This is a genomic window from Streptomyces sp. NBC_01525, from assembly GCF_045040405.1.
Classification (GTDB): Bacteria; Actinomycetota; Actinomycetes; order Streptomycetales; family Streptomycetaceae; genus Streptomyces; species Streptomyces benahoarensis.
The window spans coordinates 1-13,573 of sequence record NZ_CP109398.1; the positions used below are offsets into that span (position 1 = coordinate 1).

Here is a 13,573-nt window from a genome sequence, read left to right on the forward strand (position 1 = left end):
CCGGAGGAACGACGCACGATCCTACGGATCGTAAAGACGATAAACCCCTCCGGGGTTTAAACAATTCCTCCGGAATTGTTTCGTAAATTCCTCCGGAATTTACCGCCCGAGCTGGTCTCGGGGTGTGGTCGGTCCGGCGAGCACAGGGGAGGTTCCTGATGCGACTTCAAGCAGGCGGCCTATGGGAGTGGTGAGGGGATGTCTGCTTCTGACGGGGCGGTAGCGGGCAGTCGATGGGCCATCGGGTTCTGGCCGGTCATCACTCAACGTCCAGGCCACCTGATTCCAGTGTCTTGCGAGTCGCACCCTACCAGAGTTCGCCCCCCGGGTCCGCTTCCTTCCACCCCCCTGCATCACTACGTGATGCAGGGGTAGAATTTGTGAAACGAAGGCACCACCCCAGGGTCGGCAGACCCCTGGGTTTCCCTGCACAACATTTTCCCTCCAGTACCGGAGGGAAAACACCGAATCTCACTCCCGGCCGTCCGGTGTTTTGGTCAGCTCCGGAATGTCCCTTGATGCAGGGGGGGAATCCACGGTGTCTTTCGAGCGGTTTATTGTTGCGTTGATTTTCCTTCAGGGCGGAAATGGAGGGGCAGGGGATGGGAAACAAGATGGGTGAGATTCCGCTTTTCCCGCATCAGGTGGAGTTTGTTGATGCGGTTGTCCGGGGGCTTTCGGGGCCTCTGGATGGGGTGTTGTCTGCCCGGGGGTTGCGTGGGCAGGTGGTGTCGGCGACCGGTACGGGCAAGACGATCTCGGCGGCGACGGCGGCACTGCGGATGGTGCCCCGGGGGCTGGTGGGGGTGTTGGTGCCGACGCTGGATCTGCTGACGCAGACGGTTCAGGCGTGGCGTGCGGTGGGGCACAAGGGTCCTGCGGTGGCGGTGTGTTCGTTGGGGGCGGATCCGCTGCTGGAGGCGTTGGATGTGCGGTGCACGACGAATCCGACGCAGTTGGCGCTGTGGGCGCGTCAGGGGCCGATGGTGGTGTTCGCGACTTACGCGAGCCTGGTGTCTCAGGGTCTGGAGGACGACCAGGACGGCGACGGCGAGGGTGTGGCCGACGAGGAGCGTGCGGGGGCTCCGGGGGTGCTGGAGCAGGCGCTGCGCGGTTCGTACGGCCAGCGGATGAGTCCGTTCGACCTGCTGGTGGTGGATGAGGCGCACCGGACGAGCGGGGCGATGGGTAAGGCGTGGGCGGCTGTTCACGATCAGGAGCGGATTTCGGCGGCGCGGCGGCTGTACATGACCGCCACGCCCCGCCTGTGGGCGCCCGCTGCGGCATCCGGCGAGGCATCCGGTGGGGAGGGCGCGGAGAGCGGCTCTGAAGGCCGGTCAGAGGCGTTGGGCGGGCGGTTGGTGGCGTCGATGGACGACGTCGAGTTCTATGGGCCCGTCTTGTACGAACTCGGGCTGATGGAGGCTGTGGAGCGGGGCATCCTCGCGTCGTTCGAGGTGGATGTGCTGGAGATCCGCGACCCCGAGGCCCCGGGCGAGGGCGCCGTTGCGGAGGAGGTGCGGGGCCGGCGGCTTGCCGCTCTGCAGGCGGCGTTGCTCAAGCACGCGGATGCCACCGGGGTCCGGAATCTGATGACGTTCCACTGGCGCACGCTCGAGGCGATGGCGTTCGCGCGGGCGCTGCCGGAGACGGCCGCGGAGCTGCACGAGACGGATCCTGCGGTCTACCCGAAGCGGGTGGGGGCCGAGTGGCTGTGCGGGGAGCATTCGGCAGCCCACCGGCGGGTGGTGCTCGACCGGTACGCGAACGGGCTGGACGCCGACGGCTGGGTGACCGACCTGGGCATCCTGGCGTCGTGCCAGGTGCTGGGTGAAGGGGTCGACATCCGCGGCAGGCGCGGTGTCGACGGCGTGGTGTTCGCGGACACGCGCAGTTCGCCGGTGCAGATCGTGCAGATCACCGGCCGGGGGCTGCGGCAGGCCCCCGGTGAGGGGAAGGTCGCACGGCTGGTCGTGCCGGTCTTCCTGCAGGCCGGGGAGGACCCTGAGGACATGATGGCCTCCGCTTCCTACCGGCCCCTTGTAGCGGTGTTGCAGGGGTTGCGTGCCCATGACTCCCGGCTCATCGAGCGCATGGTCCTGCGCACCGCCAGCTCCCGTGGCAAGGCCACCTCGGTGGTGGCCCTCGATCCCGGACGCGAGGAGGACGAGCACGACGAGGGCGAGGACGGGCAGTCCGAGGAGGAGCAGCCGGCCTCCGACGGCGGCGCCGGGGAGGGCGCGGAGCAGGACGGCCGGGAGACGGACGCGGCGGCCGAGGCCGCCGGCGGCGAGGACGGGGGCCAGGAGGACGAGGACGGCCGCGGGGGTGTGCCGTTGCTGCGGTTCTCCCTGCCGCGCAACCCCGACGTCATCGCCGCGTTCCTGCGCACCCGGGTGCTGCGGCCGGACTCCGAGGTGTGGCTGTCCGGGCTCAACGCCCTGCGCAAATGGGTCGCGTCGCAGGGGCATGCCCAGGTGCCGATGGACACCGTCGTGCCGCTTGGGACGACCGAGAGCAACGGTGATGGCGGCAACGGCGGGACGTACGCGCTGGGAGCGTGGGTCAGCGAGCAGCGCCGGGCGTTTCGTGCGGGGACGCTGAAGGCATGGCGGGCTCAGTTGCTGGACGAGCTGGGCATGGTCTGGTCAGTCGTCGATGCCCGCTTCTACAAGAACCTCGCCGCCGCCCGGGGCTACTTCGCCGTGCACCGTACGCTCGCTGCGCCCAAGGACGCGTCCCTCGACGGAGTGGCGGTCGGTCAGTGGCTGGCCAACTGCCGCAAGGCGGGCGGGTTGGGCAAGGACGAGGAACGCGCGGCGGAGCGGCGCCGGGCGCTGGAGCGGATCGACCGGGACTGGAATCCGCCGTGGCCGCTCCAGTGGCAGCAGCGGTATGCCGCGCTCGCCGCGGTCCTCGACGACGGGGCCACCCTTCCCGAGATCCTGCCCGGCGTCACCGTGAGCGGCCAGGACATCGGCACCTGGCTCCGCGCGCAGCGGGAGGGGTGGCAGCAGCTGGGCGAAGGGCAACGCAAGCGGCTGGCCGAGCTCGGTGTCACGCCGCTGCCGGCCGCCGTGGAGCGGGCCCGGGCCAGGGCCGCGGAGGGCGGCTCTGCGGCCTTCGATCGGGGGGTTGCGGCCTTGGTGCAGTACAAGGCCCGTACGGGCTCTGTGACGGTGCCCAGGGCCCATGTGGAGACCGTGGTGGTCGACGGTCAGGAGCACGCGGTGAAGCTGGGGGTGTTCTTGTCGAACAGCAAATCCAGGCGCGGCAAGCTCAGCGCAGACAAGCTCCAGCAGATGGCAGAACTTGGGCTGGAGTGGGCGTAGCCGGGCCGGGCGTAGACCGAAGGCGGTCTACGCCCGGTAGGTGGCATCGGCGTGGTCGATGTACGCGGCGGCCATGAGCGCGACGCCCTGGGCAGGGACGCCGCGTACCAAAAGCTCCACTCTCTGCCTGTTGACACCGATGCGGACCAGCCCGGATCCCCATAGCGACATGCCGTCACCTTCCTGGACGGGTCCGATCTTGGTCTGGATGATGCCGCCGTCGTGGAGGGGGCAGCGAGTCCATGCCGTGTGGATGTGCAGTCGGCGTCCGGCGTCCTCTTCCAACTCCTGCATCGAGCACCAGGGACCTCCTTCGAACCCCGTCTTGACCGCCACTTCATCAAGTGCCGCAGCGACCTCCGACAGCCACGCCCGTGAGGGCGGGACCAGATCCAGATGCGGCTCCCAGGAGCAAGGGCGCCGGGGCGTACGTGTAGTCATGCTCGGAGATTGTGCCCAGCGCGGTGACCCAGGTCCGGCAGACTCCCCGCGGTGGATCTGGGCTGGTGGGCCAGTTCGGTGTCGAGCAGGATGCGGTCGACGGTCTCGTGCAGGGTGCTGTCGGCAGCGATGTCGGTCTCGACTCCACCGGGCAGCAGATCGAGGGGGCGGTACCAGTCGGCGCATCTGCGCCTCGCCGTACTCGCTCGCCTGCGGCTTGGTGGCGTGGCGGACGAGGGTCTCCTCGTTCGGTACGTCCAGGGTGGAGTGGGTGAAGGCTCTGCGCGCCCCGCTGCGGCACTGAAAGACTCGGTCCGTCGTGATCGCCGAGAGCCAACGGAGGACATGTGAGCCAGCCGGAACAGCCCTGGCAGCCGGGCCCGAACGACCTGCCCTTCACCACCCACCTGATCAACCCGCATGGCGACCGGCACCTCGGCTTCAACGACGCAGACGGCCGCTTCTACCGACTGTGGCAGCACCGCCGGCCCGAGCCACTGCACACCGGCGACGCGATCCTGCTGCGCCCCAGCGACGTCGACCAAATCATCAAGCTGTCCATCCTCTGGGTGAAGAACCACCCGGCCGACCCGCGCAGCGACGCCCTGGCCGATGAAGTAGCCGCCGGGACCAAGGCCGTCGTGCTGCACTTCGCCCAGGCCGCCCAGGCCCCCGTGCAGCGCTAGACCGACGTCCCACCCGCCGTGCCCCAGCCTCCGAGGAAGTCGGCCAGGGCACGGCGCTGTTCTTCCTCGCGGGCGATCTGCTGCGCGAGCACGGCGCGGTCGACGTACGGGGCGACGGCGGCGAGGACCAAGCGCTGCAGCTCGTCCGGCTCCAGGGCCTCAACCTCCCACTGCACGGGGTGCCGGCGGTCGAAGCCGTAGCGGTCGGCGAAGGCCGGCCACCGGGGGTCGCCGCGCTTGCCCTCGGTAGCGGGCAGTTCGTACTCGCGCACCTGGTCGTAGGTGAGCAGCACCCGGGTGACCCGGCTCCAACAGCCGGTGCGCTCCACCCAGTCGCGCTCGATGTCGGCGCCCGAGCAGTCGAAATCGCCGATGTAGGCAAGGTGAGCCTCGCGCGGGTCTCGGGCCGTGCGATGGCGGACGACGTCGACGTAGGACTGGGAGCCGAAGCCGCGGACCACCAGGACTGGGATGCCATAGTCGGCGAGCCAGCCGGTCAGCTGCTGGCGGAGCGTGTCTTTCTCCGCGGCGACGTACAAGGCGTGCTCCTGGCCCGCGGTGCGGTCCAGGCGGAACCAGTCGGGCATCTCCTGGACGAACGCGCCCACGTCCGGCCAGGTCGGCGGCACGTGGACCTCGCGGACGGTGTCGATCAGGTCGGGGAACCGGCCTTCGCGGCGGGCCTGGGCCAGCTGTGCCGACAGCCGCCGGTACTTCGACGCCGTGTGCGGCAGCACGCCCTCGGTGGCCAGCCGGTACATGACCTGGCGGAGCGTGACCTTGAGCGGCGCGTAGCCCAGGACGATCTCCCGTGCCCGGTCCACCACAGCAGCCCACCGGATGCGTTCACCCGCCATACCGGTACTTGTACCCATTGGCCGTCACGGCGTGATGCGCCACCGGGTGATGTTCCGCGGCGTGCTCGGATCGGGGTTATCCACAGGCTCCGGTGCCTTCGCCGGGTTCCCTCTACGGTGCTGCCCAGTCGATCACGGGGGTGTGGGATGCGGTACGGCGTTGTGGTGGAGGAACTGGCGGTTGAGGTCATGGCTGAGCTGCCAAGCGACCAGGCCCGCAAGGAGGTGCTGGCGCTGATCGAGGCGGTGCGGATGGATCCGCGTGCCTGGCCCGATGTCCGTGATCCGGGCGCGTGGGAGGAGATTCGGGAGGCTTTCGGGCGCAGGTGCTGGATTCAATATATGCCGCACTCTGGGACGATTGAGGTCCGCGAGATCGGCTGGGCGGGCTGACTTGGGCAGTGCACGGCCGAGCGACGGCCAAACCTCACGTCAGCTGCACGACGGGCCCGTGCCGAGGAAGGCTTCTCTGATGAGAGCGGTCACGTGCCCCGGGTGGGCGCAGGCATCCGTGGTGTCCAGTTCCGTCCAGGTGCGCAGGATTCCGTCGTTGTCGATATCAGCGAGTCGCAGGAGGTTCCAGGAGGAGTCCCCGCGGTGGAACTCCCAGGGGGAGCCGGTGCTGCCGTGCAGTGTGATGCGGCACCCGCATCCGAAGCCTGAGCTGTAGTTTTTCGCGAGCTCTGTTTCGTCTTGGATGTGGTGGTCAGTCTCCAGTGTTGCTTTGTCGCCGAGAAGATCAGCCACTGCTGTGATCGTCTCGTGAGCGTTTGTGGGCAGCGCGCCCAGATACGGGGTCTGGGCGAGGATGCGCACCGCATCTGCGGCATTGATCCCGGCGACCCGCGATTCCTGGCCGGCGGCCCCAACGAACATCTCGGCATTGCTGAGGTTCAGATCGTCGCCGTGGCCGCCGTCGAACTCCGGCATCACGACGTCCTGCCGTGCATCCATGAGGTGCAGATACTCGCCGAGCTTCTCCAAGGCTGTTCCGGCCGCATCGATCTGGGCGAACAGCGCCGAGGCCACGACGGCTGCTTGCTGTGGGGTGTAGAGCGCCCACTCCTGGTCCAAGCCAGCAGCGGTTGCCTCTGCTGCCTCAGCTCCCGCAATCGCCACGGCGATCACTTCCCCGGGGTCATCGGCTGGCCCGTAATCGGTCACCAGGTGGATGCCAGCACAGACGTCATCGACCAGCCGCCGGCCACCTTCGGAATCGGCTTCAGCGGCACGTCGCCACAGATCGAGCCACTCCTGCGGTTCTTCCATGTCTCCTCGCAAGGATTCGGGTCAGCGCAAGGCGCTGTGGTGCTGGCAGCTTTACCGGCCAGACGCTCACCTCACGCGCTCCCTTTTCACCTCGGGCACACCCAGCGAACGCCCGGACAGTTCCGGACGTGCCGGTTTGTCACACGTGCGGCCTACGCGGCTCTGGAGGCGTGGCAGGTACCCAGCAGCTCCTCGATGTATGCCTCCCGCTGCACCAAACCCTTAGAATCGAACTTGTGAGCGATATCCCTCCGCTGCCTCCTGACCTGCCGCGGCTGCACGCGATTGCGACGTACCTTCAGCTGGAGCTGGAACGCGTGCACCATCGGATGGCCGAAGTGGAGCAGTGGGAGGCCAGTCGGCGGGCGTCGGCGCGGCCGGCGGTACGTCCGGAGTGGACGCTGCAGATGGATATCGGCGCGGATCCGCGGCCGGTCGCCGTGCACCACGGCGAGTGCAGCGTGCCTAGCGCCAGGATGCGGCAGATCACCCGCCGTGACGCGTTCGAGGCACTGGCCGCCGGCGTCCAGGCGTGTGTCCTGTGCCGGCCCGATCGTGAGCTCCAGGTCGACTGAGGAATGCCGCCGCACCCCGCCGGATTGTCATGAGGTTGAGAGAAAGGTTCCACGATGACCACACCCACATCGAACCCACCGAGCCCTGTGCCACTGGCCTGTGCACCCAAGGACGTCGGAAGATGCGCGCGGTGCCACCAGAGCTGCCAGAGGTACGGCCATGGCGGGAACCCACTGTGCGCCACCTGTCGCGCCAAGGTCGAAGCCGCCCGTCAGAAGCCGACGAGCGGCTGAGGCGCGGATACTGGTGTTGGGAGGGGCTTGGGTCACCCTCGGCGGCGGGCGGGCGCTGGTGTACGGGGCGCTGTCGGCCGTGTTGGGTGCTGAGCCGTCAGTCCGTCGCGATGCTCCACACGCCGGGGCCACCGCCGCGCCATTCGATCGCGGGGTCGTCGAGCCGGACTTCGTCCGGGTCCAGTCCGGCCCGGCGCAGGAATTCCAGCAGATCGGCCACGTCGTAGGCGATGCCTAGGCTCTCGGCATCGACATGCACACGGCGGCCGCCGGTCGGGGCCGGCGGATGTACCACGATGCGGGGCCGAGGCTTGGGCATACCCCTACGTTGCCGATCCCGGGCTCCCCGCGCCCGCCGTGCAGCTGGTCAGGGGACGTCGCCACCCCAGTCCCAGCGGCGCGGGTCCGACGGTCGCGGCTCGTACAGGGCCCGCCCGCCCGGCCCGTATGCACCGATCTCGGTAATCAACGCCGCTCCGTCATCCAGCTCGCTCTCGGTCCAGCCGGTCACATCGACCAGGAGACCATCCAGCGGACCGCCGACCAGCTCCCGGTAGACGTGGCCCGCCTGTGGGCCGGGGTCAGGATCGTCGTGGTCCGCGCCGTAGACGCGGCCGCGCATCAGCTCGTCCATCCCCACAACCTCGCACCCGCCACCGACAGCCAGCCGTATGTCGCGGGCACCCCAGTGCGGACATCGGCCAGGGTTTCCGCTTGTTGGGGCCATCGCGACGACGAAGCAAGAGGGGTGGCCCAGGGGCCACCCCTCTTGCTTCACACCTCCCGGCTGTCGACCAACCGGAACAACCCCGGCGCCCACACACGCCCTTCGCACACGTCGCAGTCGCAAGAGTGCATGCACTGCCCGCACGACAGCTCATCGCAGAACGGATCCGGCCCGTGCCACTGATGCGCAGGGTCAGGGTCTGGGCACCCCCATGTCGCGCAGCTCCGGTCCTTCGACCACGTGGGATAGATGACGTGTTCGCGCCGCCCTTCGATCCCGTGCGCCAGCGGCACGCCGGGGCACTCGAACCGGGAGGCCCGGCCGCCCTCCCTCGTCAGGAAGGCGGCCCGGCACCGCGAGCACTGGTAACGCTGCTCCGGGCGCTTGATCAGGTTGTGAGTCACCGGACTACCTCCAGCTGGGGCCGGGGCATCGTCGTGCTCGGGCCAGGCGACGAGGCCGAGACGCAGCACCCGGGCGCCGTCGCGGGCTTCCACGTGCCACGGGCGCCGCTGCCGGTGCTTGCGGCCCGCGCCCCACAGGGTGCGGGAATGGCCGACAGCCCCGCACCGTGGCCGATGCGCCTGCCGGGTCGGGAGCGTCCGGCGGCCGGACAGATGCGCGTCGGCCAGGGTGACCGGTCACGCCGTTCCAGCGAACCTGCCTGCTCAAGGCGGTTACCCGGCTTGCTTGCGCCCCGGATACCCCGGACGCCCCGCCGCGCAGCGGATACCCGAATGCTTACCCCAACCCGGATACCCGCAGGTGAGCAGGGCTTATTCGCTGCGCGTTGGACACGGCCATCACAGCGCAGCGCATCGGTCACCCCGCCGTGGACTGCACACCGCAGTGCCATGACCGACCGGCCACCGTCGGCCATGACCGATGGCCGATGCCGGTATATCGGCCATCGGTCATCGGTCATGCAGCGGACCGGCCATGACCGATGGGGCACGGACTCAGCCACCGCTTGCGTGCTCCCTATCGGCCATCGGCCATGGCACCCATGATCAACTTCGCGCGGCGGCCTCGCGCTGGTGGCTGACGTCTCGGTGTGCGGATGACCGATCGACCGATGCCAGGGGCCAGGCCGTACTGCACCAGAAGCTGGAGCGCGTGTGTCGACGGATGGCCGAGGTGGAGCAGCGGGAAGCGACCGGACGGGCGTAGGCGCGGCTGGCGGTGCCGCCGGAGTGGACGCTGCAGATGAGGGTCGGGCCGGTTCCGCGGCCGGTCGCCGAGCCGCCTCGGCCCGTTCCGCCTCCCACTGTGCGACGATCCGCGGATCCGGCCCACAGAACACATGCCGGAGGCGGCCGCCCTCACGGGCCGGAGCCTTAGATGCGCTCCGGGCCCGCTTACGGTCCGCCTCTTCTCGCCGCGCCTGCTCCGCACGCTCATCGATTTGGCGACGGATCTCTTCGACGCGCTCAACGGAGCGGCGCATGTCCGCGAACATTGCCTTCACGCGACGCTCCTCCTCTATGCCATGGGGAAGCGGCGGCAACCTGCGGGCAGCATTCTTGGCCTCCTCGCCGCTCACCCCGGTTTTGCGGGCCACCTTCAGACGGGCCGTGTACGCCTCCCGGTCGGTGGCGTACACGCCATCCGGGTACAGGTCTGCGAGGTACAGCGCGCGTGCACCATCCGCCGTGGGCGTCAACGGGTTCCCACGCCTGGCACGGTTCAGCATCCCGGATCCGACGAGCATCAGCAGGCGGTCCGTGCGCGTCTTATGGCCCTGCCCACCATTGGCTCCGACGATCCGCGGCTCGCCATCGGCACCGAGCACCAGTCGGCCCGTAGCTGCGGCCCGCAGCACGTCGTGAATGAGCCGCGACCATCCCAGCTTCGGCACGGTCTTCCGCGCGTCCTCATGATCAATCTCGGCCTGCACCCGCGCACGGATCTCCGCTTCAGCCACCATGTCCGCGAGATCCGCGACGTCTGCCGCCCGGTCCCGCGCATCCGCCTCCGCCGGGTCCGCTTCCGCCAGCGACGCAGGCGTGTACTCGCTGGACCGCGCCGCACTCTCCGCGGCCGCCCTCTCCGCCGGCTCCGCGTCGTCCTGAGCGGCTGCCAGCTCCGCGTCGCCGAACAGTCCTCCCTCCTCCGGCGGGGCCGAGGGGCGCGGCTGGCGACGCTTCGGAGTCACGTACAGGTCTGCCAGCTCTTCCGCGCCGAACAGCGATTCCTCGGTCACGACCGGAGCGGATGAGGCGGCCACCTCAGTCACGAACAGCCCGTCGGTCAAGGACAACTCGGCGCGCCGCCGGTCCTCCGCAATCTCGTCGCACTTCCGGCAGGTGCGCATGGCCCGGGACGCCAGCCCCATGGACGCGGTCTCCGGGTCGACCGGGTTCGGCGCGAACTTCCCGCAGTAGCCCTTGACCTTGCCCGTGTCCTGGCGGTGCAGCTCTGTCGCGTTGCTCTTGGTGGTGGCGTAGTGCATGACAGTCCCCTTCTCGTAGTGGTGTCTGGTGGTGGATGCTCAGGCAGCGATCAGCAGGTTGTGCGCCGTCTGCCGTGCCCGATCGGCAGCCTCGGTACGGGTCCCGCGCTTCATCTCGTCCCACTGCGCGAACGTCAGCCGCGGCTCAACGTCCGACCAGAAGCGGGTCAGGTCCTCTGACGCCCGTGCGTACGCGATCGTGGCCGGGCCGCTGAACAGGTCGCGCGGGTTGATGCCCTTCGCCGCGGCCTTTCGGTTCAGCAGGTTTCCGCGGCACCAGTCCTCCGCGCGCTTCCACTGCTCCTCGCAGTGCGACCGGTAGGTCTCGCGCGACTCGGTACGGGAGTAGGCAGCGCGGGCCGACTCCTGCTCCTGCTCCCGCTCCTGCTCCCACAGCGCGATGCGAAGGATGCGCTCTCCCTCGATACGCACCGCAGCGTCAGCGTCGCTCTCCAGCGGGAGGGCATCGCAGCCTGCCCACATGTCGACGTCCGCAGCGTCATCCACCAGGAGCAGGTCACCGAACAGGTCATCGGCGCTGTCCTCCAGTTCCTCCCCGGCCAGGTCGGAGCGCAGCGCACGCAGCGCGTATGCCAGCTCCTCCCAGTCCATCACGGGCAGGTGGCAGGTGGGCGCCTGAGCGGGAAGAGCCGGCGACATCTCCAGGCGGATCTCCCGGAGTTCGCCCTGAATCTCGTCGAAGCTCATCGCTGACCTCTTCCGTGCCGGCCATGTGGTGATGCCACCATTCTAGTATGCGTGACATACCAAAACAAGAAATTGATATGTCATACATACGTGATGTGGATCACATTCGTGCCGTCGTCAGCCACAACCACGAGCAGCACGAAGACGTCTCGCGCGTCCGGCGCCGGCGCCGATGGCGGCCGACTGACCGGCGGGCGCCACAGGGCAGCAGGCACCAGGCCGTGGAATACCGGGAGCGGACGTAATGCCTACTGAGCTACGCACCGCGCTGCGGGGCCCGAACGGAGAGAAACGGCCTCTTCCTCCTCCTGAGGAAGAGGTGTCAGCAGCGGGGACCGCATACCCCTACGCCCTGACCTGCCTGAATACGCCTGAGTTCCAAAACGACCTGGTACGCAGGGTGGTACGTACGGTGGAACACACGGTGGAACGCACCGTGGTACCCACGGTGGTACCTACGGTGGTACCGGCCCAGGACTACTCCGCGGTGAAGTGACAGGAAGTCACCCGCAGGAGATTCGAGAGGCTCCGCTGTAGCCCCGAAACGACCAGCGACCGCACGCAGGCAGGAGAGCACCCGCGCAACAAGAAGACCCCCGGGGCAGCCTCCGGGGGTCTGACGTTGTTCGAGATGCTGCTACGCCGTGGACGCGGCGCGGCGGCGCATGTCCTCAATCGCGTGCCGCGTGACGCCATACAGGTCTGCCAGGCGCTGCGGAAGCCCTCGCGCGACATCGGCTTCCTTGGTGGCGAGAGCCGCGGCATCCCGCTCCGCCTCCGCCTCCCTCAGCGCCCGCTCAGCCGCCTTGACCTTCTCCTGGGCCTCCAGAAACGCCTTCACGGTGCCGTCTTTCAGGTCCGCTTCACTCAACGCCTGAGGGTTCGGCTGTCGCTTCGGTGTCTTCGCCATGAGCGAATGGTACATGACGCATACCACTATGGTAAATACGTCCACGTTGATCCACCGCTCCTCCGACCGGCCAGCGTGACCGACTGGCCCGGCATCGGTCACGACACCAGATCGGACATGGCCGGTGGCCGATCTATCGGCCACCGGCCATGAGGCTCCCTGCTGGGGCGTCACCGTGGCCGATCGGTCGGCATCGGCCACGGGACCGGACCGGCCATGGCGGGCAACGGCGCCGAGAGCGAGGTGCACGGCCACAAAAGGCCCCCGCAGGCGGATACCCGTGCCCGGCGGTGCGGATACCCCACTGGATACCCCGCCGGATACCCCAATTGAGCTGCGCTTTTGCCCTTCTGGGGCAAGCAGTTTGGTAAGGGGTGCTGAGCAGAGTTCACGGCAGTCGATCCGAAAGGAGCCTGCCGTGGATGCCGTACAGCCGACGTTGGTCACACGTCTGAACACCGAGTGGGAGTGGCTGTGCGCCGACCGCGGCAGCGCAGACCGCGTGCGTTCTTGGATGCTCGGCGCCGGTGTGCTGGACGAGGACCAGGCCCCCGCCGATCTGGGTGAGCTGTGCGCTCTCCTGCGGAAGGGCGCCAAGCGCGACGAACCGGGCTTCATCGACGCCTGGATGGGTGTCCTGCTGTACCGGGTGAGTGCCGGCGACGTGCGGGATGGAGAACTGGCCGCCCGCGTGCTGGTACAGGCGATGCTCCCGCACGCCTGCCGCATGCTGCGCGGCTGTGTGCGCAGCGGCGAGGACATCGAGGACGTGGCGCAGGTGGTGATCGCCTCCCTGTGGGAGGTGGTGCGCACCTTCCCGATCGCCCGGCGACCACGGAAGGTCGCGGCAGGTCTGCGGCTGGAGTTGTGGCACCGCGTCTCGCGTGAGCTCAAGCGGGAGCTGGCGCCCTCTGACCATCTGGATGAGACGTGGGCGGCGGCACTTCCGGGTGGTGTCGAGCCTGAGGACGCTGTCGAGCCGGTGCTGCTGGCGCGGGCCGCCGAGGCGGCCGGCCTGCAGGCAGCTGTGAGTGCGGTGGAGGAGCTGGAGGGGGCCCGCGGCGAAATGGTGGCGCTCCTGGTGTGGGCGCTGGAGTGCGAGGTGCTCACCACGGAGGCGGCGTCCGGGATCTGCGATCACTACCGCGAGGGCGCGCCGCAGGACGCCGCGACGGCCTCGGTGTGGGGGGTGAGCCCGGTGGCGCTGCGTCGTCGGCGCAGCCGGGCAGTGGCGCGGCTGCGGCAGGCGGCGCCGCAGTGGGTCGAGGCAGCGTGAGAAGCCGTCAGAACTTTTTCGGGTGCCGGTGTCACATCAGGCCCGATCCAGCTCCCTTCTCTGTGTGTGCGGGGGGATTCCGCGCACCGAACGCAGCGGAGGGAGC

At 68.8% G+C, this 13,573-nt stretch carries 13 protein-coding genes; 5 read left to right on the forward strand and 8 right to left on the reverse strand.

What is annotated here, in order from left to right; translation table 11 throughout:
• Positions 1 to 614: 614 nt before the first annotated feature.
• Positions 615 to 3,332: a Helicase associated domain protein gene (locus OG422_RS30855; RefSeq protein ID WP_331759981.1), complete on the forward strand. Its 2,718-nt coding sequence runs from the start codon at positions 615 to 617 to the stop codon at positions 3,330 to 3,332.
• A gap of 27 nt (positions 3,333 to 3,359) precedes the next feature.
• On the opposite strand, the gene OG422_RS30860 is transcribed toward OG422_RS30855, so the two are convergent.
• Positions 3,360 to 3,626 carry a hypothetical protein gene (locus tag OG422_RS30860; protein ID WP_331759778.1) on the reverse strand — a complete coding sequence of 89 codons (267 nt, stop codon included), beginning with the start codon at positions 3,624 to 3,626 and terminating at the stop codon, positions 3,360 to 3,362.
• A gap of 494 nt (positions 3,627 to 4,120) precedes the next feature.
• On the opposite strand from OG422_RS30860, the gene OG422_RS30865 reads away from it, so the two are divergent.
• The gene (locus tag OG422_RS30865) at positions 4,121 to 4,459 is read left to right on the forward strand and encodes a hypothetical protein (protein WP_331759779.1); all 339 of its coding nucleotides are present in this window, start codon (positions 4,121 to 4,123) and stop codon (positions 4,457 to 4,459) included.
• Here the strand turns inward: OG422_RS30865 and OG422_RS30870 are convergent.
• A complete protein-coding gene (locus OG422_RS30870; RefSeq protein ID WP_331759780.1) occupies positions 4,456 to 5,316 on the reverse strand; it encodes a hypothetical protein in 861 nt (286 codons plus the stop codon). The genes OG422_RS30865 and OG422_RS30870 overlap by 4 nt on opposite strands.
• 147 nt (positions 5,317 to 5,463) lie before the next feature.
• Between OG422_RS30870 and OG422_RS30875 the strand changes: the two genes are divergently transcribed.
• Positions 5,464 to 5,709, forward strand: coding sequence for a hypothetical protein (locus OG422_RS30875; protein ID WP_331759781.1), 246 nt, complete (start codon positions 5,464 to 5,466; stop codon positions 5,707 to 5,709).
• A 39-nt stretch (positions 5,710 to 5,748) separates the two neighbouring features.
• Here OG422_RS30875 and OG422_RS30880 read toward each other — a convergent pair whose 3' ends face one another.
• Positions 5,749 to 6,585, reverse strand: coding sequence for a hypothetical protein (locus OG422_RS30880; RefSeq protein ID WP_331759782.1), 837 nt, complete (start codon positions 6,583 to 6,585; stop codon positions 5,749 to 5,751).
• Between the two features lie 236 nt (positions 6,586 to 6,821).
• On the opposite strand from OG422_RS30880, the gene OG422_RS30885 reads away from it, so the two are divergent.
• On the forward strand, positions 6,822 to 7,160 hold the full coding sequence (locus OG422_RS30885) for a DUF6233 domain-containing protein (protein ID WP_331759783.1): 339 nt from the start codon (positions 6,822 to 6,824) through the stop codon (positions 7,158 to 7,160).
• Positions 7,161 to 7,491: 331 nt separating this feature from the next.
• On the opposite strand, the gene OG422_RS30890 is transcribed toward OG422_RS30885, so the two are convergent.
• From OG422_RS30890 to OG422_RS30910, 5 genes are all read right to left on the reverse strand, one after another.
• Positions 7,492 to 7,713, reverse strand: a complete 222-nt coding sequence (locus OG422_RS30890) for a hypothetical protein (protein ID WP_331759784.1) — start codon at positions 7,711 to 7,713, stop codon at positions 7,492 to 7,494.
• A gap of 48 nt (positions 7,714 to 7,761) precedes the next feature.
• On the reverse strand, positions 7,762 to 8,028 hold the full coding sequence (locus OG422_RS30895; protein WP_331759785.1) for a hypothetical protein: 267 nt from the start codon (positions 8,026 to 8,028) through the stop codon (positions 7,762 to 7,764).
• A gap of 493 nt (positions 8,029 to 8,521) precedes the next feature.
• Positions 8,522 to 10,573, reverse strand: a complete 2,052-nt coding sequence (locus tag OG422_RS30900; RefSeq protein WP_331759786.1) for a hypothetical protein — start codon at positions 10,571 to 10,573, stop codon at positions 8,522 to 8,524.
• 39 nt (positions 10,574 to 10,612) lie between these two features.
• The gene (locus tag OG422_RS30905; protein ID WP_331759787.1) at positions 10,613 to 11,281 is read right to left on the reverse strand and encodes a hypothetical protein; all 669 of its coding nucleotides are present in this window, start codon (positions 11,279 to 11,281) and stop codon (positions 10,613 to 10,615) included.
• Positions 11,282 to 11,918: 637 nt separating this feature from the next.
• Positions 11,919 to 12,191 carry a hypothetical protein gene (locus tag OG422_RS30910; RefSeq protein ID WP_405748127.1) on the reverse strand — a complete coding sequence of 91 codons (273 nt, stop codon included), beginning with the start codon at positions 12,189 to 12,191 and terminating at the stop codon, positions 11,919 to 11,921.
• Between the two features lie 418 nt (positions 12,192 to 12,609).
• On the opposite strand from OG422_RS30910, the gene OG422_RS30915 reads away from it, so the two are divergent.
• Complete coding sequence (locus OG422_RS30915; protein WP_405748129.1) at positions 12,610 to 13,467, forward strand: hypothetical protein; 858 nt, start codon at positions 12,610 to 12,612, stop codon at positions 13,465 to 13,467.
• Positions 13,468 to 13,573 lie beyond the last annotated feature (106 nt).